A 19,665-nucleotide genomic window follows, 5' to 3' on the forward strand; every position below is an offset into this window, starting at 1 on the left:
GGCGGCCGGGTGGCCGCCCCGCACGCCGGGGACGGGTGAGGGATGAGAGAAGGACGGGGAAGCGGAATCGGTCAGGAGACGGGTTCGGCCGCCCCCTGGGCCGAGCGGTCGGGCCCGGCCCGGTGGACGAGCAGCCGTTCCGCCAGGTGCCCGAAGAGCAGCCCGAAGCCCGCCCACAGGGCGCACTGGATGGCCAGGGCCGCGAGGCGGAACCGCCACAGCACGGTGGCCGGGAAGTCCGCGGGCACCTCGTCGACCACGGGCAGGACGGCGTACGCCACCCCCGCCATCAGGGCGAACGCCGCCACCGCTACGACGCCGGCCCACCAGCCGCCCAGCCGGGGGACCAGCGCACGGCCCAGGAAGATCGCGGCGACGCCCAGCAGGACGCTGAGCACGATCATCAGGAAGTACAGTGCGGTGCGCTTGCCGATGGTGTCGGGGTCGCCGACGGACGGCGGATTGGCCGGGTACTTGAGGAACGGCACCACATAGACCACCAGCAGCCCGCCCAGCGAGAGCAGGGCCGCCGTGGCGCGCGGGCCGATCCGGCCGATGCGGCCCAGGGCCACGCAGAAGGCCAGCGCCGCGATGCCGCCGAGCGCGACGCCGTAGACCAGGACGCCGGTCGCCAGCCCGGCGGTGGACTGGAGGGTGCGGCTGACCAGCTCCACACCGTGGTCGTCGTGGCTGTGGGCCTCCTCGAAGCCGATGGCCTTGTCCACGGACGGCTCACCGAGCAGATAGGCCACGAGCAACGCGAGGCACCCCGCCGCCAGCCCGGCGAGCATGCCGCGCACCAGCAGCGACCGTACGGAGACGGTATTCACGAGTCGGACTCCCCGGGGGTCAGTGGCACGGGAAGCCGAGCAGGTGGCGTCCGTCGTGGACCCACTCGTGGACGCCCTCGCCGGACAGCAGCGAGGTGGCGCCCTGCTCGGCGCCGACGAAGTACAGCAGGATCAGCATGAGAAGGCCGAAGAAGACCGCCCACGGGGCGATCGCCTTGAGGGATATCGGCGCGATCTCCGGCCGGGCGGACGAGCCGGACGTGGGAGCGCCGGACACGGGAGCGGCGGAATAGGCCATGATCAAACCTCCTGGGGAAACACGCGTCCCAGAACTAGGGGTTCCTGGACGACGGGAGGCGGGTCTGACTCCCCGGGCGTCACCGCGCTGCCACGAGCGCTCGGCCGGATTCACAGTGGCGCGACCGTGCCGGATTCCCACCGGCTTCCGTCACCCCGTCGTCATGTCCACGCGACCGTACCGTTCAGGCCAACATTGCGCCATGGGGCGGGGGGACGCGTACCGGCGTACGACCGGCGCGCACGCCCTGGAGCGTGCGCTGGACCCGCACGGGGCCTGCGCCGGGCCCGCGCCCGCTTAGCGACCGTTCCCCGACCGCTCCGCCTCCTTGACCGCTCCGCCTCCCCGACCGCTCCGCCTCCTTCGCCACCCGAGTGTGACCGGTATGTGAACAGGGCTGTTCGGCGGGCGACTTCTGTGCCTACGCTGGCCACGCAGCCGGTTCGCCCTGCCCGCCAGGCAGACGCGTCGCAAGAGGGAACCCGGTGGGAATCCGGGACTGCCCCGCAGCGGTGAGCGGGAACGACCGCCGTCATACGCACTGGGCCCGACAGGGCCCGGGAAGCGACGGCCACTAGGTGTCCGCCCTCGGGTGGACGCGCCCGCGAGTCCGAAGACCTGCCCGCTGCCCGCGCGCGAACGCACCGCGCGCGGAGATCCCGGTGACCCCGAGGGCGGGTCGGCGCGCACGGACGAGCACCCGTCGGCTCGCCCGCACCGGCGCGACCCCTCGCGGCCCTTCCAGGATCCTGTGAAGACGAGCTCGCGAAGGAGAGTTCCGTGACCAGCAAGTCCGCAGCCGCGGCAGCCCGGGCCACCCTGTACGGCTACCCCCGCCAAGGGCGGGACCGGGAACTGAAGAAGGCCGTCGAAGGCTACTGGAAGGGCGCCGTCACCGCCGACGCCCTGCGCCGGACCGCCGCCGCACTGCGCGCCGCCACATGGCGCGATCTCGACGCCGCCGGCCTCCACGAGGTCCCCACCGGTGACTTCTCGTACTACGACCACGTCCTCGACACCAGCGTCATGGTCGGCGCGATCCCCGCCCGCCACCGCGCCGCCTTCGCCGCCGACCCCCTGGACGGCTACTTCGCCATGGCACGCGGCACCCAGGACGTGGCGCCCCTGGAGATGACCAAGTGGTTCGACACCAACTACCACTACCTCGTCCCGGAGCTCGGCCCCGACACCGTCTTCACCGCCGACCCCGCCAAACAGCTCGGCGAACTCGCCGAGGCCCTGGCCCTCGGCCTCGCCGCCCGCCCCGTCCTCGTCGGGCCGGTCACCTACCTCCTGCTCGCCAAGCCCGCCCCCGGCGCCCCGGCCGGCTTCGACCCGCTCACCCTCCTGGACCGGCTGCTGCCCGTCTACGCCGACGTACTCACCGCGCTGCGCGCCGCCGGGGCCGAGTGGGTCCAGCTGGACGAGCCCGCCCTCGTCCAGGACCGCACCCCGGCCGAACTGACCGCGGCCGCCCGCGCCTACCGCGACCTCGGCGGCCGCACGGACCGCCCGAAGCTGCTGGTCGCCTCCTACTTCGACCGGCTCGGCGAGGCCCTGCCCGTACTGGCCAAGGCCCCCGTCGACGGCCTCGCCCTCGACTTCACCGGCCCCGCCGCCGCCAACCTCGACGACCTCGCCGCCGTCGGCGGACTGCCCGGCAAACGGCTCGTCGCGGGCGTCGTCGACGGCCGCAACATCTGGATCAACGACCTGACGGCGTCGCTGGCCACCCTCGCCACCCTCCTCGGCCTCGCCGACCGCGTGGACGTCGCCGCCTCCAGCTCCCTCCTCCACGTCCCCCTCGACGCCACCGCCGAACACGACATCGACCCGCGGATCGCCCGCTGGCTCGCCTTCGCCCGCCAGAAGACCACCGAGATCGTCACCCTCGCCCGCGGCCTCGGCCACGGCACCGCCGCGATCGCCGCCGAACTCACCGCCAACCGCGCCGACCTGGCCTCCCGCGCCGGCTCCGCCCTCACCCACGACCCGGCCGTCCGCGCCCGCACCGCCGCCGTCACCGGCGACGACGCCCGCCGCTCCCTGCCCTACGCCGAGCGGACGGCCGCCCAGCGCGCCCGGCTGGGCCTGCCCCCGCTGCCCACGACCACCATCGGTTCCTTCCCCCAGACCACCGAACTGCGTACCGCCCGCGCCGACCTGCGCGCCGGGCGCATCGACACCGACGCCTACGAGCGGCGCATCGAGGCCGAGATCCGCGAGGTCGTCGCCTTCCAGGAGAAGACCGGCCTGGACGTCCTGGTCCACGGCGAGGCCGAACGCAACGACATGGTCCAGTACTTCGCCGAACGCCTCACCGGCTACCTCGCCACCCGGCACGGCTGGGTCCAGTCCTACGGCACCCGCTACGTCCGCCCGCCGGTCCTGGCCGGCGACGTCTCCCGGCCCGAGCCGATGACCGTGCGCTGGACGACCCACGCCCAGTCCCTCACCGCACGCCCCGTCAAGGGCATGCTCACCGGCCCCGTCACCATGCTCGCCTGGTCCTTCGTCCGCGACGACCAGCCCCGCGCCGAGACCGCCCGCCAGGTCGCGCTCGCCCTGCGCGACGAGGTCGCCGACCTGGAGGCGGCGGGCACCGCCGTGATCCAGGTCGACGAACCCGCCCTCCGCGAGACCCTCCCCCTGCGCGCCGCCGCCCGCCCCGGCTATCTGTCCTGGGCCACCGAGGCCTTCCGCCTGACCACCGGCGGCGTCCGCCCGGACACCCAGATCCACACCCACATGTGCTACGCCGAGTTCGGCGACATCCTCCAGGCCATCGACGACCTCGACGCCGACGTCATCAGCCTGGAGGCGGCACGCTCCCATATGCAGGTCGCGGGCGAACTCGCGGGCGCCGGCTACCCCCGCGAGGTGGGCCCCGGCGTCTACGACATCCACTCGCCCCGCGTCCCCGGCACCGACGAGGCGGCCGCCCTGCTGCGCCGGGGCCTCGCGGCCATCCCCGCCGAACGGCTGTGGGTCAACCCCGACTGCGGCCTGAAGACCCGCGCCTGGCCCGAGGTCCGCGCCTCGCTGGAACACCTGGTGAAGGCGGCGCGCACGCTGCGGGAGGAACTCCCGGACTCTTCCTCGTCCTCTTCCTCTTCCTCGTAAGGCGCGGGACGGGGTGCCCCCGGGTCGTCATCAACCGGGGGCACCCCGTCTCCTCGACGGCTGAGAGACTGCCCGCATGGCCGAACTCAACGGAAAGCCCGTTACCCTCGACGACCTCCAGAGCCTCGCCCTCACGAACTACGGGCACTTCACGACCATGCGGATGGAGAACGGCACGATCCGGGGTCTGTCGCTCCACCTGGACCGCCTGGTGCGGGACTGCCGCATCGTGTTCGGCGTCGAACTGGACCGCGACCGGACGCTGGACTACATCCGCAAAGCGGCCGACGGCATCACCGGCATCGCCGGCATCCGCGTCACCGTCTTCGACCCCGCCCTCGACCTGAGCCGCCCCGGTGCCGCCAAGGACCCCCACATCCTGGTGAACCTGCGCCCCGCCGGCGCCCTGACACCACCCCCACTGACAGCGAAGACCTTCACTTTCACCCGCGACAACGCGGAGGTGAAGCATGTCGGACTCCACCCGCAGCTCAAGCTCCGCCGCGACGCCCAGCTCGCCGGATTCGACGACGCCGTATTCGCCGAACCGGACGGCCGAGTCTCCGAGGGCGCCACCTGGAACCTCGGCTTCGTCGACCAGCAGGGCACGGTCGTCTGGCCGGACGCCCCCGTCCTCCCCGGCACGACGATGCTGCTGCTCCAGAGCCTGGACGCCCCGAAACAGATCACCGCCCCGGTACAGCTCGCCGACGTCCCCGCCATGGCCGCCGCGTTCGCCACGAACACGTCCATCGGCGTCCGCACCGTCAGCGCCCTCGACGACGTGCGGTTCCCCCAGGACCACCCGGTGCTCGCGGCACTGCGCGACGCGTTCGCGGGTATTCCCGGCGAGCGCCTTTAGAGATCCACGACGGACATCCACGACGGGAGACGAAACCCCCCAGAGAATCTGGGGGTTTTCCTTGTGTCCGAGGGGGGACTTGACCCCCGGGTGCTGCTGGGCTGTCCTGCGTGTTTCAGGGCGTTTCAGAGCGCTACTGGTCACGCGGCCACCCCATCCACCACCAAGATGCCGAGCCCCCAATGGGCTCGCACAGTGGAGGCGTGGACTTCAACATCACCGGCGAAGAGCAGAACCTTCTCTTCGTGATCGTCGATCATCTGGACGCCGGGAACGCGCCCACACTCGACGAACTGTCCTCGAACGCAGGGCATGATGCCCGGCCGACCGCCGAGTCTCTCAGCCGGAAGGGCTGGCTCGTGGTCCGTGACGACACCGTCCTAGCCCTGTCCCCTATGGCCCTCCAGGCCGTGAGGAACCTCGAGGCGAGGCGTAGAAGAGCCCGCAAGGCCTAGGGGCTGTCCGGTGGGTCGGATGTGACTCATCGGACAGCCCCTAGAGGCGTTTCAGGGCAGGGTGGCGTCGGACCAAGGGACGCCCCGAGGCTTCCCCCGCCCGACGCCATGGGAAGCAGGCCGCTCTCAGAGCAGGCCGGCCAGGTTGCTGATCACACCTCCGACGAGAGCGTGGAGCCCGACCACGACTAGGCCCAAGAGCTGACCGACAATGGGCAAGAGCATCGCTGCACTCCTGTCATATGGGCCGCTCATCATTGCGGCCTGGTGTCCGGATCAACGACGCCCCGTCCGGCCAGACACGTCCTAAGCCGGGCAGGGCAAGCTCTGGGGAGCTCGGATTCGAACGCGCCGTCACAGGTGGTTCCGATCAAACTGTCCCGTCTCATTGGGCCTTGCTTTCGCGAGGCCTTCTGACCAGCGAGGATGTGCTTTGACGTGAGAGGGGACCACACCCGTGTCTCATCTCATCGTGCCCGCGCCAAACAGATGCCGACGGCTGTCTCACTTCATCGTGTCTGCCGGCCTGGAAGGACGGCCGTGGAGGGTCGGCGCTCTGAGTGCTGATGGACGATCTTCCTGGCCGTTGAAGCAGCCGATAGGTTCACCTCCATGAGATCACCACAGGCGGACGTGCATCATTCGGCTTCGTCCTGGCGGCAGCCCTCTCCTCCGGCGGCCTCCGTCGAGCGCAGCATGCTGGTTGAAGAGATCGCCAAGCGCATCCTGGCTCTCGGTCAGGGGCGCCTGCTCGTGGGGATCGACGGCTTCACCGCCGCTGGGAAGACGAGCTTCGGACATGAACTGGCTGAGTGGATCAGTGCTGCGGGACGGCCGGTGCTCCGGGCGACTCTCGACGACTTCAAGAAGCCGTGGAGGGACCGGCATCTCTATGACCGGGAGTCTGGTGAGGGGTACTACCGCAACGCGTATGACTATGAGGCGGTCAAGCGTCTGCTGCTGGATCCCTGCCGGTCATCGGGAGCGACAACCTGTGCGCTGTGCAGCATCGACCCGCTGACCCAACGAGATCACTCATCCGAAGTGACGCCACTTGAGGCGGACGCGGTGCTGATTGTGGATGGTGTCTTCGCCTTCCGCCCCGAGATCAATGAATACTGGGACTTCCGTGTCTGGTTGCAGGTGGATGCGGAACTGTCCGTTCAGCGGGGCGCCGAGCGTGACCAGGACTGGGCCGGAACTGAAGCAGAGTCGATCCACCGCAACAGGTATCCGGTCGCCGAGCGTATCTATCTTCAGGAAGTCGACCCGTTGCCGATGATGGACGTTGTCATCGACAACTCGGTCTTCGCGCGTCCGCAGGTCGTAACACCGTGACGTCGGCGAGGTGCGCCCACCACACGTCCAGGCCCAGAACACGCCGCCGACAACGGGGAGACACAGGCGGAGTAGCCCGCAGGGCTTCGTGGCCCCATGGCCACCGCTTTCGGGAAAGTCCCGTCCACGGGATCGTGGACGGGACCTTATGCCACCTGCGGAGTCAGAGGATGAACCCGCGGGTTGGGCCGCTGCCGTGTCGAGCGAGCTCTGCTTCGAGCTCCAGGACCCTGGCTGCCACAGCGGCCAGCGCGTCAGCGGTCACGTCCTCGCGCTGCTCGGGGTCGACTTGGCCGTACACCCGCCAAGGCCCCTGGGGGTCGTTGGGATCTTTCGGCGCGATGACGCCGGGGGCGCCAAGTCGCCTTAGGGCGGCCTCCACTTGACGGGCTTGCTCTACGTTCATATCGATCGTCCATCGCTCCTTCCTGTCAGTGAGGGATACCTTCGATGATGTCGCGGGCGCCTTGCCGGAGCAGTTCGGCGGAGACGCGGGCGCCGAGGGTGCCGGGGTCGTTCAAGATCTCTCCCCAGATGTGGGCGTGGACGAATTTGCTGCCGTCGCGGGAGAAGACCATGCCGCGGAGGGAGAGTTGTCCGTCGGGTTCGGTGGTGCAGTGCCCGGCGATGGGGCTGTTGCAGTGTCCGCGCAGGCCGTGCAGCATCACGCGTTCGGCGGTGGCTTCGGTCTGTGTCTTGGGGTCGTTGAGGCGTTCCAGGAGTGTGGCGACGGGGCCGTCGTCGCGGCGGCATTCGAGTGCGAGGACACCGGCGCCGACGGCGGGGAGCATCTCGTGGGACGTGAACTCGTGGCGAATCCGATCTTCGAGGCCGAGGCGTTCGAGGCCGGCGCGGGCAAGGACCATGGCCTCGGCCTGGAGGTCGCCCATCTTGCCGTCGAGTTTCTCGAGGCGTGTCCCGACGGCGCCGCGAACCCGAATGACGTTGAGGTCGCGCCTCACCTTGAGGATCTGGGCCTTGCGGCGCACAGCGGTCGTGGCTTGATCTGGTACTTCCGCATGGACTCGGTGTCCGCAGGCGTCCACACCGGGCCCGGACCCTCCTTGTGTGCGGAGCAGCCTGCGGCGACGAGCATTTCGGTCAAGAGCCGTGATGCGGTCGCCCTTCGCTCCCGGACCGTAAGAGAGGCCATCAATGACAACCCTGGCGGCCGGAGCCGGGCGGAGTGCTCGGGCGGGAGACGCTGGCCGAGATGTCGTCCTCCGAGGCCTCACGGCCGAAGAAGACAACACCATCGCGGCCTTTCCAATCGGGATCAGCCACGACAATGCCCTCCGGATAGGCCGGGTATCCGTAGCCGTAGATGTAACCCGACTTTCGGGGACGTGCCTTCGGTAGACGCCATCGCCCTCGGCTGAGCCGGAGTCGTCGGTGTTGCCCTCGACTGTGTAAATGGTGTCGTCCGTGTGGCTGGTGACGATGCCGACGTGTGTGCCGCCGCCGGATCCGAAGTAAACGACGGCTCCGGCCTCGCGTCGGACCAGCCTCGCGGGGCATGCTCCGGGCGGCTCGAGCAGCCTGCCGGGCCTGGCGGGCAAGGTTCCCGTCCGGTCGGTCTCGTGGTCGGTCACGCCACCGGTTCAGGAAGTGCCCGATTCCGTGGGCCACGCGGTGGGGCACGCGAAGCGCCGCCAAACCCGGGAAAGCAGAAAGACCCCAGATGAACTGGGGTCTTAGCTGGTGTCCGAGGGGGGACTTGAACCCCCACGCCCGATAAAGGGCACTAGCACCTCAAGCTAGCGCGTCTGCCATTCCGCCACCCGGACCGGGTGTTTGTCGCTGCCGGGTGTTCCCCGTGGCGACATGGAAAAGAATACCAAGGTTTCGGGGTGCTCTTTCACGCCCGGTCGTCGTCGCGGTCCGGGCGCAGGATGCCGTGCACCGCGAGTGCGGCGCCCGCGCCGAGGAGGGCGCCGGCGAGGACGTCGCCGGGGTAGTGCACACCGGTGTAGACGCGGGAGAAGCACACCGACCAGGCGAGCGGGGCGAGGGCCAGGCCCCAGGCGGGGTTCTCCAGGCCCACGCCCGTGGCGAAGGCGACGGCCGAGGCGGCGTGCCCCGAGGGGAAGGACGTGGTGAACGGCTGCCGGGACAGCCGGCGGACCACGGGCACCGCGTCCAGCACCGGACGGCCGCGGCGTACCGTCCGTTTGCCGAGTGTGTTCACCGTCGCCGAGGCGGCCGCCAGCGACGTCACGCCCCGTAGCGCGGCGCGGCGGGCTGGCGGGCCGCCCAGCAGTGCCGCGCCGGCGGCCATGCCGAGCCACAGGATCCCGTGGTCGGCGCCGCGCGACAGCCTCGGCAGCACCCGGTCGCCCGCCGGCCAGTGGTGGGTCGCGACCTGTTGGAACAGGGCCCGGTCCCATGCGCTCACCGTGTTCCGCATGCCCGGCGGGTACCCGCTGCGGCGGTGCGCACGCTCCCGGGTCCGGGAGGGGGTGGTTCAGCCGTATGCCGTACGGGGCATGCGCCCGCGGCGGAGCCCCCGGAGACTCGTGCACGGGGACGACCGCAGCACCTCGCTTTCGAAAGGCGGGCTCCGGATGAGCGCCAAGGACAGGGTCAGGGCGAAGGCCGAGCAGACGAAGGGCCTGATCAAGGAGACCGCCGGCCGGATGACCGGCGATCGGCGCATGGAGGCCCAGGGGCGCTACGAGCGTGCCAAGGGCGACCTCCGCGACGTCATGGAGAAGGCGCGGCAGGGCTTCCGGAAGAAGCACAAGTAGCCGCCGCCCGCTCACGCGCTAGGCGTTCCCCACACGACCGGCCATGGACGTCGACAGCGCCGCCGGCGAACTCTTCCTGCTGCGGCCGGAGGAGTTCACCGCCGCCCGCGACCGGCTCGCCGCCCGGGCCGTCCGCGACGGCGACCCGGAGCTGGCCCGCCGTCTGAAGGCCCTGCGCCGCCCCACGCTGGCGGCCTGGGTGTGCAACCTCCTCGTACGGAACCGGCCGGACGAGGCCCGCGCCCTCGTCCGCCTCGGCGAGGGGCTGCGCGAGGCCCACCGGACGCTGGACGGCGGACGGTTGCGCGAGCTCGGCCACCGGCAGCGTGCCCTGGTCGCCTCCCTGTCCCGGGAGGCCCGCGGTCTCGCGGAGGAGGCGGGGCACCCGGTCGGTGACGCCGTGGCGCGCGAGGTCGAGGAGACCCTGTACGCCGTCCTCGCGGACCCACGGGCGGCGGAGGAGTGGGCCACCGGCCGGCTGTCCCGGCCCCTGGCCGGTGTGCCCGGCTTCCCCGGGATGCTCCCCGGTCCGGCGGACCGGCTGGCGGCCCCGCCCGGCCGGGAGTCCGGGGGAGGGTCCGGTGGCGTGGAGGGGGCCGAGGTCGCCGACCTGGCCGAGGCCCGCGAGCGGCGCCGGCGGGAGCGGCGGCGCGAGGAGCTCGACCGCGCCCGGCGCCGGGCCGAGCAGGCCGCGGCCGACGTCCGCGCCTGCGAGACGGCACTGGCCCGCGTCCGGGAGGCGGCCGACCGGGCGGAACGGGACGAACGCACCGCCGGGCGGCACCTCGCCGAGCTGACCGCCGAACTGGACGCCGCCCGGGCCCGCCGGAGCGCCGCCGAGGAGACGGTGGGGGAGGTCCGCGACCGGCTCCGCGAGGCGGAACGCGCCTGGCGCGCGGCCCGGGAGGCGGCGGAAGCCGCCGACGCCGAGGTCGACCGCCTGCGGTGAGGGGCGGCCCGCCGGCCCCTTCCGGGCCAGGCCGCCCGTCCCCGGTGCCTCCCCCCCCCGCCGTCACACCTCACGCCTCCATCAGCCGCCGGACCACCCGGCCGAAGACCCAGTGGCCGCACAAGGCCGTCACCGAGTCGAACGCCGCCGGCAGTCCCGCGATGTGCAGCACCTCGCGCCAGACGATCCAGGAGCCGGACCCGGACGGGCCCGCCTCCAGCTCGGCCCAGCCGGTGACGAAGGAGCCGCGTTTCTCCAGCCGGCAGTGGCCGGGCCGGCCCCCGGCCGGCGGGTGCCAGCGGACGACCTCCATGACGTCCTCGAACGCCACCGGGCCCACCCCGGTCCGGGCCGAGAACCGCGTCCCCACGCCCGTCGGCGGTGGCGTCGTCACCTCGACGTGGGTGAACGGGACGTGCGCCCCGTGCCGCTCCCAGTCCGTGAGCCGCAGCCACGCCTCGTCGACGGGCAGCCGGGAGCGGTGGCTGATCAGAATGGATCTCACCACTGAAGGTATGTCACATCCTCGCGGCCCATGCGGGGAACGGCTCGGGCTCGCTCACCACCGCTCACCACCCAAGGCGAATAGACACTGTCTACTCATCGTGGTAGACAGTGTCTATGTCATCGTCACAGGAACCCGATACCTCCCTCCGGGAACGGCTGATCGACGCCGGGGTGGAGCTGGTGCTGACCGAGGGCACCGCCGCGCTGGGCCTGCGCGAGATCGCCCGCCGCGCCGGTGTCTCGCACGGGGCCCCGCGCCGGTACTTCCCGACGCACCACTCCCTCCTCTCCGCGATCGCCCGCCGCGGCTTCGCGGACCTCGGGGCCCGCGTCGCCGCCACGACGGACACGGGAGAAGGCGCGACGCCCCGCGCCCGGCTCGACGCGCTGGCGCGGACGTACGTCGGATACGCGCTGGAGCGCCGCGGCATGTTCGAGCTGATGTTCCGGCACGACCTGCTGGACAGCGAGAAGAACGCGCCCGGCGGGGGCGGCTCCCGCCTCCGGGAGTCGACGCTCCCCATGTTCGGCCTCTTCGCCGGACTCGTCGCCCACTGCCGTACGGACGAGGACACCCCGCCGGACGTCGCGGCCGCCGCCCTCTGGGCCAACCTCCACGGCATCGCCCAGCTCTGGACGTCGGAGAGCCTGCCCCTCGTCCTCGGCGCCCCCGCGGCGGGAAGCGGCGGGCCAGGCCTCCCCACCCCCCTCGACGCGCTCGTCACCGCCGCCCTGGACGCCCACCTCGGCCCGGTGAACCCGTGACCGGGGCCGCACGCGCCCGTCTCGTCCTGCTCGTCAGCGTGGCCGGCGCGATGATCGTCGCGCTGGACGGCACGGTACTGAGCGTCGCGCAGCCCAGCCTGCAACGGGACTTCGGCGCGGGCGTCGCCCAGGTCCAGTGGACGAGCACGAGCTATCTACTGGCCGTCGCCGCGCTCCTCGTCGTCGCCGGACGCCTCGGCGACCGGTACGGGCACCCGCTGATGCTCCGCGTCGGACTGCTCGGCTTCGCGGCCGCCTCGGCCGGCATCGCGCTCGCGCCCGGCATCGGCTGGGTGATCGGACTGCGCGCCGTCCAGGGCGTGTTCGGGGCGCTCCTCCAGCCCGCGACCCTCGCCCTGCTGAGGTCGGCGTACCCGGAGGAGCGGCTCGGCCGCGCCGTCGCCCTCCGTACGAGCGCGATCGGGGTGGCGGCCGCGGCCGGGCCCGTGCTCGGGGGCGCCCTCGTCGGCCCGCTGGGCTGGCGCGCGGTGTTCGTCATCAACGTGCCGATCGCCCTCGCGAGCGCCGCCGTCACCCTCGCCGTCCGCGCTCCCGCGCCGCCCCGCGACGGCTCCCGGCAGCTCGACCTCCCCGGCGCCGCCCTGCTCACGACGGCACTCGCGGTCCTGGTGCACACCCTCGTCGGCGTGCCGGAACACGGCTGGCTCGCCCCGCCCACGCTCCTCGGCCTCACGGCCGTCGCCGGGCTCGCGACGGCGTTCGTCGCGCACGAACGCCACGCGGCGCGCCCGATCGTGCCGCGCGCCGTGGCCCGGTCGGTACCGGTGACGGCGTCGATGACCCTGCTGCTGGTGACCACGGCGGGCATGTTCGGCGCGCTGTTCGTGACGACGTTCTTCCTCCAGAACGTCCTCGGGTACGGCCCGTTCGACTGCGGTCTGCGCGTCCTTCCGCTGACGGCCCTCATGGTGCTCGGCGCGCCCGTCGCGAGTACGGCCCTGCGCCGCCACGGCCCGCGCCGTACCGCGACCGCCGGGTCGCTCCTCGTCGTCCTCGGCGTCGCCGGGCTCTCCCGGCTCGGCGCGGATAGCCCGTGGACGGTCGCCGGGGCCGCCTTCGCGGTGCTCGGCGCGGGGTTCGCGACCGTGATGGTCACCGCCACCGGGACGGTCGTCGGCGATGCCCCGCCCGGCTACGCCGGGGTCGTCGGCGGCCTCAAGCAGACCGCGATGAACGTCGGCCCGGCCTTCGGCATCGCCGTCGCCGCGGGCATGATGCTCCTCCATCCGCAGGCCGGCGGCAGCGCCGCCCCACGGATGGGCCCGACGCTCCTGGTCCTGGCCGGGGTCACCGCCCTCGGCCTGCTCCCGGCGGCCCTGCTCCCACGCGGCGGGACGCCCGGGAAGGGAACCCCCGCCCAGCACGACCCCCGCCCCGTCCCGCCGCACGCCGCCGGCTGATCCCGGCCGCCGCCGGTTCAGTCGCCGACCACGGGGCGCAGCCCGCCGATCACCACGGCGACGCCGAAGCCGAAGAGCTGGTCGCGCTCGGCCCTGCTCTGCCGCCGGAGCCCGCGGGCCTGCTCCTCGACGGTGAACCCGTTGACGTAGCTGGTCAGGACGTCACCGGCGGAGGCCGCGGTGTCGGCGTCCAGCCCCGCCTCCCGCAGTACCGTGACGAGGCGTTCGAAGAAGGCGTGCGCCATGGGGCCCGGCGCGCTCATGCAGGCGATGACCCGCGCCCCGTCGGTGTGCGCGAGCATGGCGTCGCGGTGCGCCCGGGCGATCGCCGCCAGTCGCTCCGCCCAGTCCCCGTCGGGCAGCGGCACGGCCGTGGCGTCGGCGGCGATGCGTTCGGCGATCGCGTCCAGCAGGGCCTGCTTGCTGGGGTAGTGCCAGTAGAGGGCGCCGACCCGGACGCCCAGCGCGGCCGCCAGTTTGCGGGTGGAGAACTCGTCCAGTCCCACCTCGTCGAGCTGTGCCAGCGCGGCTTCCAGCACGATGGACCTGTCCAACGGCATCGCGAACCTCCCATGTTCCTTCGCCGTCCCATGATGCCCGTGCCCCTTGCCGACTTGAACACCGACCAAGTAACTTGAGCATCGTTCAATTGAACACTGCTCAATAGGTAGTGCTCAAAGCAGTGCTCAAAACAGTGCTCGTGCAGGGGGAGACATGCGTGTCATCGTGATCGGCGCCGGACTGGGAGGGCTGTGCCTGGCGCAGGGGCTCCGGCGGGCGGGGGTCGACGTGGTGGTCTACGAGAGGGACCCGGGCGTCACGGCCCGCTTCCAGGGCTTCCGGATCGGCCTCGCCGAACAGGGGCTCGCCGCGCTGCGCGGCTGTCTGCCCGGCGAGCTCCACCCCTTGGTGGAGGCGACCCTGGGCGACCTCACGGGCCCCGCGCGGGCCGTCGACCCGTGGCTGCGTCCGCTGAGCGAGCAGCCGACGGCGGGGGTCACCGCCGCCGACCGGCACGTCCTGCGCCACATCCTGCTCGCGGGGCTCGGCGACGCCCTGCGCTTCGGCAAGGAGTTGACGGCCTATCACGTGCGGTCCGACGGCCGGGTGGACGCCCGCTTCGCGGACGGTACCGGTGACACGGCCGATCTGCTGGTCGGCGCCGACGGGATCAACTCGGCGGTACGGGCCCGGCTGGCGCCGTCCGTCCGGCCCGAGGACACCGGCGTCCGGTTCGTCATCGGCCGTACGCCGCTCACCGACCGCTTCGCCGGTCTCGTCCCCGGCTTCGGCACGCGCGTCGTCGCCCAGGACGTGAGCATGCTGCTCGGCCTGATGCGCTTCCGCCGGTCGCCGGGCGAGGCGGCGGCCGAGCTGGCGCCCGGGCTCTCGCTGCCCGCCACCGCCGACTACCTCCGCTGGGCCATGTTGCTGCCGCCGGGGCACGCGCCGGAGCCGGCCCCCGGCCGCGACGGGGCGCAACAGACCGTACTGGCCCGGACGGAGGGCTGGCACCCCGAGCTGCGGGCCGTCGTCGAGGCCGCCGACCCCGACAACAGCACCCTGCTGTCGATCCGGGTGGTACGACCCGGCCCGAGATGGCCCCTGGGCCCGGTGACCCTGCTCGGGGACGCCATCCACGCCACGTCGCCCAGCGGCGGCAACGGCGCGAACACGGCACTGAGGGACGCCGACCTGCTGCGGAGCCTCCTCCTCGACGCCCACGCGGGCCGCCGCACCCTGCCCGACGCCGTCGACGCGTACGAGCGCCGGATGCTCCGCTACGGCGCCGAGGCGGTGGAACACAGCCTGGCCGCTCTCGTCCCGTTCCTCCCGCCGGCGGACGGGACGGCGAGCGGCGGGGCCCAGACAGCCGTCGCGGCCGCCAAGGGCGTATCTCACCCCCAGCCGCCATCGCAACCCTGACGATCGTCAGGGGTCGGCGATGCCGTTCGGCAGGGGTGACGGCTGCCCGGAATCCGTAGCTTCGGGCTCATGGAACTGCGCAACAGGGAACGAACGTCAACGAGCCACGGCAGGCCGGGGCGGCGGCCGGCGGCCGCCGTGGGAGTCGCGGTCGCGGCCGCCGGGGTGTTGTGGTGGCTGACGCCGGGCGGAGCGCCCGGGCCGGGCGGGGCCGTCGAGGTCACCGGTGGGGTCTCCGTCTCGGCCTACCGGTCGCTCGCCGGGGCGGCGGCGGACGCGCCGGGCTGGGTGGGGTCGGCGCTCGGCCTGGCCACCGAGGGGACGCTGGTCGTGCTCGGGCTGCTGCTCGTGTGGACCGGCTGGCGGGGGCTGCGCCGCGGGGACGCGCGGACGGTCGCCGCGGTGGTGCTGGCCGGTGCCGCCACCGTCGTGGCGTACGGGATCAGCGAGGTCCTGAAGACGATGGTGGACGAGGAGCGGCCCTGCCGGGCGCTGAGCGGGGTCACGGCCGTCGATCCGTGCCCCGAGGTGGGGGACTGGTCCTTCCCCAGCAACCACTCCACCCTCGCCGTGGCGATCGCCGTCGGCGTGGCCCTGGCGCGGCCGCGGCTCGCCGCCGTGGCCCTGCCGCTGGGCGCGGCCGGCGCGCTGCTGCGGGTCGCCGTCGGTGTGCACTACCCGCACGACGTGCTGGCCGGCTCCGTGCTCGGCGCGTCGGCGGCGGTCGTCCTGTTCCTCGCGCTGCTGCCGGTCACCGTCGGGCCGGTGGCCCGGCTGACGTCACGGTTCGGACCGGAACGGGGCGCCCAGGGGATCCGGGGGCGTCACACCCGCTTCATGGGCCATGACGGCGGCCGCGGCCCGGTTGTCGACGCCCAGCCGGGCCAGTATGGAGCTGACATGCGCTTTGACGGTGCCTTCCACCACGCGCAGCCGACGCGCGATCTGCCCGTTGGACAGCCCGGCGGCCACATGGGCCAGCACGTCCCGCTCGCGGGCGGTGAGGGCCGCGACCCGTTCCCTGGCGGTGGCGCGCCGTCCGGCGGCGGACCCGGCGCCGGTCGCGGCGAGATGGGCCACCACCCGGGCGGCGACCTTCGGTGACAGATAGGCGGCGCCCTCGGCCACCGCGCGGACGCCCGCGATGAGCTCCTCGGGCGCCCCGGACTTGACGAGGAATCCGGCGGCGCCGCCCGCGAGCGCCTGGAGGATGTAGTCGTCCTCGCCGAACGTCGTGAGCATCACGACCCCCGTGTCCGGCGCGGCGCCCCGGAGCGACGCCAGCGCCTCGATGCCGCCCACGCGCGGCATGCGGATGTCGAGGACGGCCACGTCGGGCCGGTGCCGCCGGACCAGCTCCACCGCCTCGGCGCCGTCGCCCGCCTCCGCGACGACCGTCAGCCCCGGGTCGGTGGCCAGCACCGCCCGGACGCCCGCGCGGACCATCGGCTCGTCGTCGGCGATCAGGACCCGGATCACCGCCCGCTCACCCGCCGAAGACGGTACGGCCGATCAGCCGCCCGTCCTGGAAGCAGAGCTGGTACGCGTCCCCGGAGCTCGACACGAACCGGGCGGCCGTCACGGCGTAGTACTCGCACCTGATTCCGGGCCCCTTCGGTTCGTACGCCCGTGGCCGGTACGGCAACTGACGGTCGGGCAGCACACGAGCCACCTCCGAGCGATTCTGCCCCACGCGCAGCGCGGCGTAGTCGGTGGGGTCGAGGACGGTGTGGGACAGCGTCAGCGAGCCCCATGCCGTCAGGGCGCCCGTGAGGACGACCGTGGCCAGCAGCGGTACGGCGACCGCCGTGGCCAGGGCCCGGCCGGCCCGCCGCCGGGCCCGCCGGTGCTCCGGCGGCAGCGCGCCCGCTCCGGGCGCCGGCGAAGGCGCCGGGGCCACCGGCCGGGCGGACGGGGTGCGCGGCAGCCGGGCCGTCACCGCGAAACCGCCCCCGCGCGGGCCGCACTCGAACGAGCCGCCCGCCAGCCGCACCCGCTCGTCCAGGCCGATCAGCCCCAGTCCTCCACCGGGCAGGGGCGGCGCCGCGGGCGCGGGCGGGGGAGTGTTCTCCACCGAGACCACGACCTCCGCGGCCGTCCGGGAGAGCCGCACGGTGGCCGCCGCGCCCGGGGCGTGCTTGGCGACGTTCGTCAGCGCCTCCTGGACGACCCGGTGCGCGGCCCGCTCCACCGCGGGCGGCATCCCGTACTCCTCGCCCTCCGTGCACAGCACGGCCGCCAGACCCGAGGCCGCCGCGTCCTCCACCAGCCGCGCCACGGCGAAGTCCGCGGGCTCCGTGGGCGCGCCGTCCGCCTCCTCGCGCAGGATGCCGATCACCTGCCCCAGCCGCTCGACCGCGCCCGCCGCCCGGGCCCGTACGTCCTCGGCCGCCGCCCGGTGCTCGTTGGCCAGGCCCGGCGCGAGCTTCAGCGCCCCCGCCGACAGCGCGATCAGGCTCAGGTCGTGCCCGAGGGCGTCGTGCATGTCCTGGGCGATACGGGCCCGTTCGCGCAGCCGCGCCTGCTCCGCCACCAGCCGCTGCTCGCGTTCCAGCCGCGCGGCACGGTCCCAGCCCAGGCGGGTCAGCTCCTGATACTGCCGCCACACCCGCCCCGCGAACCACGGCAGCAGCGCGGCACCGACCACCACGACCACGAACCTGCTGCCGAGCACCAGCAGCCCCGGCACGGCCACCACCGCGATCGACGCCGCCGTCACCAGCACGGTCAGCGCCACCACCAGCGGCCGGGTCCGCCCCGACAGGCGCCCCGCCGACAAGGCCGCGGCCATCGCGGGCAGGGCCCACCACAGGCTGGTCGTCCCCAGCCCCGCCGCCGCCACGGCGACCGGGGCCAGCAAGGCCCCCGGATCACGGCGGCGTCCGGCCGCACGCGTCGCCGCCGTCGTTTCGGCCGTTCTCGTTCTCGTTCCGTCCACCCGACCACGGTAAGGAACGGCAGGCGAAGGAACGGCAGGCGAAGGAACGGCGGGCGGCTGGCAGAAACGATCTTCCACGGGTCAGGATGCGGCCATGACCGACACACGACTCACCCACATCCCGGCGCCGGAAGGCGTCCTCCCCGGCAACGGCTACACCCATGTCGTCATGGGCACCGGCCGCTTCGTCGCGCTCTCCGGGCAGGTGGCCCTCGACGAGCGGGGCGAGGTGGTCGGCGAGGGCGACCCCGCCGCCCAGGCACGGCAGGTCTTCGAGAACCTGCGGCGCTGCCTGGCGGCGGCGGGCGCCACGTTCGACGACGTCGTCAAACTCACCTACTACGTCACCGACATCGCCCACCTCCCCGCCGTCCGCGAGGCGCGCGACGCGCACGTCGACACCGCGCGCCCGCCCGCCAGTACCGCCGTGCAGGTGGCCGCGCTGTTCCGGCCCGAGCTGCTGCTGGAGGTGGAGGCGTTCGCGCTCCTGGGTCAGGCGGCCGGGCGCACGGAATGAGCCGAGTGGGCCGGGTGAGCTGCGTGGGCTGCGTGAGCGGGGTGGCGGCGTGACGCGGGCGCCGTCAGCTCCGGCGCCCCGGCGGGGACGGGCACGGCGGCGAAGATCGCGTCCTGCTGCTCCTGGAGCTCCTTCCGGCGCTCGGGCGTGGTCGTGGGCAGCCGCTGCTCCTCGTAGAGCTTGTGGGTCTCCTCCTGCGCCCGCTTGCTCGCCGGGGTGTGGAACTGCACCTCGAAGACGTGCCCCGAACGCGGCTCCTTCCACGCGGAATTGACGCCCTTGTAGCCCTTCGCGCGGCCCCAGGTGTTGGACCACTTCACGCTGTCGTCGCCCCAGCCGGCCAGGACCGACGAGGCGAGGGCGACGCCCGAGGTGTACCGCCCGTCGGGCCACTGGAGGGTGTAGCGGACGGAGTCGCTGATGCCCGCGAGTGCCTGGTCCACGGTCCGGCCGGGGGTCTCCTTCATGGAGGTGGCGACCTTGCGCTTCAGCGAGTCGGGGGACTTCAGCCGGTGGTCGAAGCCGATCACCTGGGCATGGCTGATCACGGCCGCCGCCCTGACCTGCGGGCTGACGGACCGCTCCGCGCGGCGGGCGCGCAGGAGGAAGGCGTCGACCTTCTTGTTGTCGGCGGCGTTGAGCTCCAGCCCTTCGCCGTGCCACCCGCCGTCGCCCGGGCCGCCCTTGAGGGCCTTGCCGGAGGTGTCGCCGTGGGCGCCGGGCAGGAGGCCGGCCGACAGCCCGGCCGGGGACTGCCGGTCCCCGGCCGGAGCCGCCGTGGCCGTGTGAGCCGGTACGAGGCCGAGCGCCGTGACCAGCGCGGCCGAGGAGACGGCCCGGAGAGCGGTGCGGTGGAGGGTCATGGAGGTGTCGCGTCCCTTTTCCTGGTGAGCTGGTGAGTACGTGCACTGGTGTGCGCGTACGAGTACGCGTACACAACCGCATGACGTGCTCACAGGTGACGCGGGATCCCGGCGTGTCCCTTCTTCCGACGCGATCCGATCGGTGCCGTGGCGGAATCACCGCGC

At 73.1% G+C, this 19,665-nt stretch carries 19 protein-coding genes, 1 tRNA gene, 2 pseudogenes and 2 riboswitches; of the genes and pseudogenes, 11 read left to right on the forward strand and 11 right to left on the reverse strand.

Going from position 1 to position 19,665, the window contains the following annotated elements:
• Positions 1-71: 71 nt before the first annotated feature.
• Positions 72-830, reverse strand: coding sequence for a CbtA family protein (locus ACFYZR_RS24005; protein ID WP_391913520.1), 759 nt, complete (start codon positions 828-830; stop codon positions 72-74).
• 19 nt (positions 831-849) lie between these two features.
• On the reverse strand, positions 850-1,089 hold the full coding sequence (locus ACFYZR_RS24010; protein ID WP_358623380.1) for a CbtB-domain containing protein: 240 nt from the start codon (positions 1,087-1,089) through the stop codon (positions 850-852).
• 62 nt (positions 1,090-1,151) lie between these two features.
• A riboswitch (cobalamin riboswitch) is annotated at positions 1,152-1,238 on the reverse strand.
• Positions 1,239-1,561: 323 nt separating this feature from the next.
• Positions 1,562-1,709, forward strand: a riboswitch (cobalamin riboswitch).
• Positions 1,710-1,869: 160 nt separating this feature from the next.
• On the opposite strand from ACFYZR_RS24010, the gene metE reads away from it, so the two are divergent.
• The 4 genes from metE to ACFYZR_RS24030 all read left to right on the forward strand — a co-directional run bounded on the left by metE (position 1,870) and on the right by ACFYZR_RS24030 (position 6,867).
• Positions 1,870-4,212, forward strand: coding sequence for a 5-methyltetrahydropteroyltriglutamate--homocysteine S-methyltransferase (gene metE / locus ACFYZR_RS24015; protein ID WP_391913522.1), 2,343 nt, complete (start codon positions 1,870-1,872; stop codon positions 4,210-4,212).
• Positions 4,213-4,288: 76 nt separating this feature from the next.
• Positions 4,289-5,074: an aminotransferase class IV family protein gene (locus ACFYZR_RS24020; RefSeq protein WP_391913524.1), complete on the forward strand. Its 786-nt coding sequence runs from the start codon at positions 4,289-4,291 to the stop codon at positions 5,072-5,074.
• Between the two features lie 203 nt (positions 5,075-5,277).
• Positions 5,278-5,529, forward strand: a complete 252-nt coding sequence (locus ACFYZR_RS24025; protein ID WP_391913526.1) for a hypothetical protein — start codon at positions 5,278-5,280, stop codon at positions 5,527-5,529.
• A gap of 612 nt (positions 5,530-6,141) precedes the next feature.
• A complete protein-coding gene (locus tag ACFYZR_RS24030; RefSeq protein ID WP_391913528.1) occupies positions 6,142-6,867 on the forward strand; it encodes a uridine kinase in 726 nt (241 codons plus the stop codon).
• Positions 6,868-7,298: 431 nt separating this feature from the next.
• Here the strand turns inward: ACFYZR_RS24030 and ACFYZR_RS24035 are convergent, their stop codons facing one another.
• From ACFYZR_RS24035 to ACFYZR_RS24045, 3 genes and pseudogenes are all read right to left on the reverse strand, one after another.
• The gene (locus ACFYZR_RS24035) at positions 7,299-7,856 is read right to left on the reverse strand and encodes a hypothetical protein (protein WP_391913530.1); all 558 of its coding nucleotides are present in this window, start codon (positions 7,854-7,856) and stop codon (positions 7,299-7,301) included.
• Between the two features lie 710 nt (positions 7,857-8,566).
• Positions 8,567-8,654, reverse strand: a tRNA-Leu gene (locus ACFYZR_RS24040).
• Between the two features lie 101 nt (positions 8,655-8,755).
• A pseudogene (locus ACFYZR_RS24045) lies at positions 8,756-9,274 on the reverse strand (phosphatase PAP2 family protein); the annotation flags it as partial.
• Positions 9,275-9,431: 157 nt separating this feature from the next.
• On the opposite strand from ACFYZR_RS24045, the gene ACFYZR_RS24050 reads away from it, so the two are divergent.
• On the forward strand, positions 9,432-9,614 hold the full coding sequence (locus ACFYZR_RS24050; protein ID WP_391913532.1) for a CsbD family protein: 183 nt from the start codon (positions 9,432-9,434) through the stop codon (positions 9,612-9,614).
• Between the two features lie 43 nt (positions 9,615-9,657).
• A complete protein-coding gene (locus tag ACFYZR_RS24055; protein WP_391913534.1) occupies positions 9,658-10,563 on the forward strand; it encodes a hypothetical protein in 906 nt (301 codons plus the stop codon).
• Between the two features lie 70 nt (positions 10,564-10,633).
• Here ACFYZR_RS24055 and ACFYZR_RS24060 read toward each other — a convergent pair whose 3' ends face one another.
• Positions 10,634-11,068, reverse strand: coding sequence for an SRPBCC family protein (locus tag ACFYZR_RS24060; RefSeq protein ID WP_391913536.1), 435 nt, complete (start codon positions 11,066-11,068; stop codon positions 10,634-10,636).
• Positions 11,069-11,184: 116 nt separating this feature from the next.
• On the opposite strand from ACFYZR_RS24060, the gene ACFYZR_RS24065 reads away from it, so the two are divergent.
• A complete protein-coding gene (locus ACFYZR_RS24065; RefSeq protein WP_391913538.1) occupies positions 11,185-11,835 on the forward strand; it encodes a TetR/AcrR family transcriptional regulator in 651 nt (216 codons plus the stop codon).
• A gap of 50 nt (positions 11,836-11,885) precedes the next feature.
• Entirely contained in the window at positions 11,886-13,256 is a 1,371-nt protein-coding gene (locus ACFYZR_RS24070) for an MFS transporter (protein ID WP_391913781.1), read from the forward strand.
• A gap of 17 nt (positions 13,257-13,273) precedes the next feature.
• Here ACFYZR_RS24070 and ACFYZR_RS24075 read toward each other — a convergent pair whose 3' ends face one another.
• Positions 13,274-13,816: a TetR/AcrR family transcriptional regulator C-terminal domain-containing protein gene (locus tag ACFYZR_RS24075; protein WP_391913540.1), complete on the reverse strand. Its 543-nt coding sequence runs from the start codon at positions 13,814-13,816 to the stop codon at positions 13,274-13,276.
• Positions 13,817-13,970: 154 nt separating this feature from the next.
• Here ACFYZR_RS24075 and ACFYZR_RS24080 point away from each other — a divergent pair, with 154 nt between their 5' ends.
• Positions 13,971-15,182, forward strand: a complete 1,212-nt coding sequence (locus tag ACFYZR_RS24080) for an FAD-dependent oxidoreductase (protein WP_391913542.1) — start codon at positions 13,971-13,973, stop codon at positions 15,180-15,182.
• A 245-nt stretch (positions 15,183-15,427) separates the two neighbouring features.
• Here the strand turns inward: ACFYZR_RS24080 and ACFYZR_RS24085 are convergent, their stop codons facing one another.
• Complete coding sequence (locus ACFYZR_RS24085; RefSeq protein ID WP_391913793.1) at positions 15,428-15,688, reverse strand: hypothetical protein; 261 nt, start codon at positions 15,686-15,688, stop codon at positions 15,428-15,430.
• On the opposite strand from ACFYZR_RS24085, the pseudogene ACFYZR_RS24090 reads away from it, so the two are divergent.
• Positions 15,645-15,860: pseudogene (locus tag ACFYZR_RS24090) on the forward strand (phosphatase PAP2 family protein); the annotation flags it as partial. The gene ACFYZR_RS24085 and the pseudogene ACFYZR_RS24090 overlap by 44 nt on opposite strands.
• A 102-nt stretch (positions 15,861-15,962) precedes the next feature.
• Here ACFYZR_RS24090 and ACFYZR_RS24095 read toward each other — a convergent pair.
• Positions 15,963-16,661 (reverse strand): response regulator, encoded by a 699-nt coding sequence (locus tag ACFYZR_RS24095; protein ID WP_391913544.1) that lies wholly within the window; start codon positions 16,659-16,661, stop codon positions 15,963-15,965.
• Positions 16,662-16,668: 7 nt separating this feature from the next.
• Entirely contained in the window at positions 16,669-18,120 is a 1,452-nt protein-coding gene (locus ACFYZR_RS24100; RefSeq protein ID WP_391913546.1) for a sensor histidine kinase, read from the reverse strand.
• A 94-nt stretch (positions 18,121-18,214) separates the two neighbouring features.
• Here ACFYZR_RS24100 and ACFYZR_RS24105 point away from each other — a divergent pair, with 94 nt between their 5' ends.
• Positions 18,215-18,637 carry a RidA family protein gene (locus ACFYZR_RS24105; protein WP_391913548.1) on the forward strand — a complete coding sequence of 141 codons (423 nt, stop codon included), beginning with the start codon at positions 18,215-18,217 and terminating at the stop codon, positions 18,635-18,637.
• Here ACFYZR_RS24105 and ACFYZR_RS24110 read toward each other — a convergent pair.
• Entirely contained in the window at positions 18,613-19,500 is an 888-nt protein-coding gene (locus tag ACFYZR_RS24110) for an ATP nucleotide 3'-pyrophosphokinase (RefSeq protein ID WP_391913550.1), read from the reverse strand. The genes ACFYZR_RS24105 and ACFYZR_RS24110 overlap by 25 nt on opposite strands.
• Between the last annotated feature and the right edge of the window lie 165 nt (positions 19,501-19,665).

The organism is Streptomyces sp. NPDC001678 (assembly GCF_042892945.1).
Classification (GTDB): Bacteria; Actinomycetota; Actinomycetes; order Streptomycetales; family Streptomycetaceae; genus Streptomyces.

Excerpts from the sequence above, each read along its gene's own strand:
- ACFYZR_RS24075 (WP_391913540.1), bottom strand. The coding sequence starts at position 13,816 with ATGCCGTTGGACAGGTCCATCGTGCTGGAAGCCGCGCTGGCACAGCTC.
- ACFYZR_RS24070 (WP_391913781.1), top strand. The coding sequence starts at position 11,886 with ATGATCGTCGCGCTGGACGGCACGGTACTGAGCGTCGCGCAGCCCAGC.
- ACFYZR_RS24105 (WP_391913548.1), top strand. The coding sequence starts at position 18,215 with ATGACCGACACACGACTCACCCACATCCCGGCGCCGGAAGGCGTCCTC.
- ACFYZR_RS24050 (WP_391913532.1), top strand. The coding sequence starts at position 9,432 with ATGAGCGCCAAGGACAGGGTCAGGGCGAAGGCCGAGCAGACGAAGGGC.
- ACFYZR_RS24080 (WP_391913542.1), top strand. The coding sequence starts at position 13,971 with ATGCGTGTCATCGTGATCGGCGCCGGACTGGGAGGGCTGTGCCTGGCG.
- ACFYZR_RS24010 (WP_358623380.1), bottom strand. The coding sequence starts at position 1,089 with ATGGCCTATTCCGCCGCTCCCGTGTCCGGCGCTCCCACGTCCGGCTCG.
- ACFYZR_RS24065 (WP_391913538.1), top strand. The coding sequence starts at position 11,185 with ATGTCATCGTCACAGGAACCCGATACCTCCCTCCGGGAACGGCTGATC.
- ACFYZR_RS24020 (WP_391913524.1), top strand. The coding sequence starts at position 4,289 with ATGGCCGAACTCAACGGAAAGCCCGTTACCCTCGACGACCTCCAGAGC.
- ACFYZR_RS24055 (WP_391913534.1), top strand. The coding sequence starts at position 9,658 with ATGGACGTCGACAGCGCCGCCGGCGAACTCTTCCTGCTGCGGCCGGAG.
- ACFYZR_RS24110 (WP_391913550.1), bottom strand. The coding sequence starts at position 19,500 with ATGACCCTCCACCGCACCGCTCTCCGGGCCGTCTCCTCGGCCGCGCTG.
- ACFYZR_RS24030 (WP_391913528.1), top strand. The coding sequence starts at position 6,142 with ATGAGATCACCACAGGCGGACGTGCATCATTCGGCTTCGTCCTGGCGG.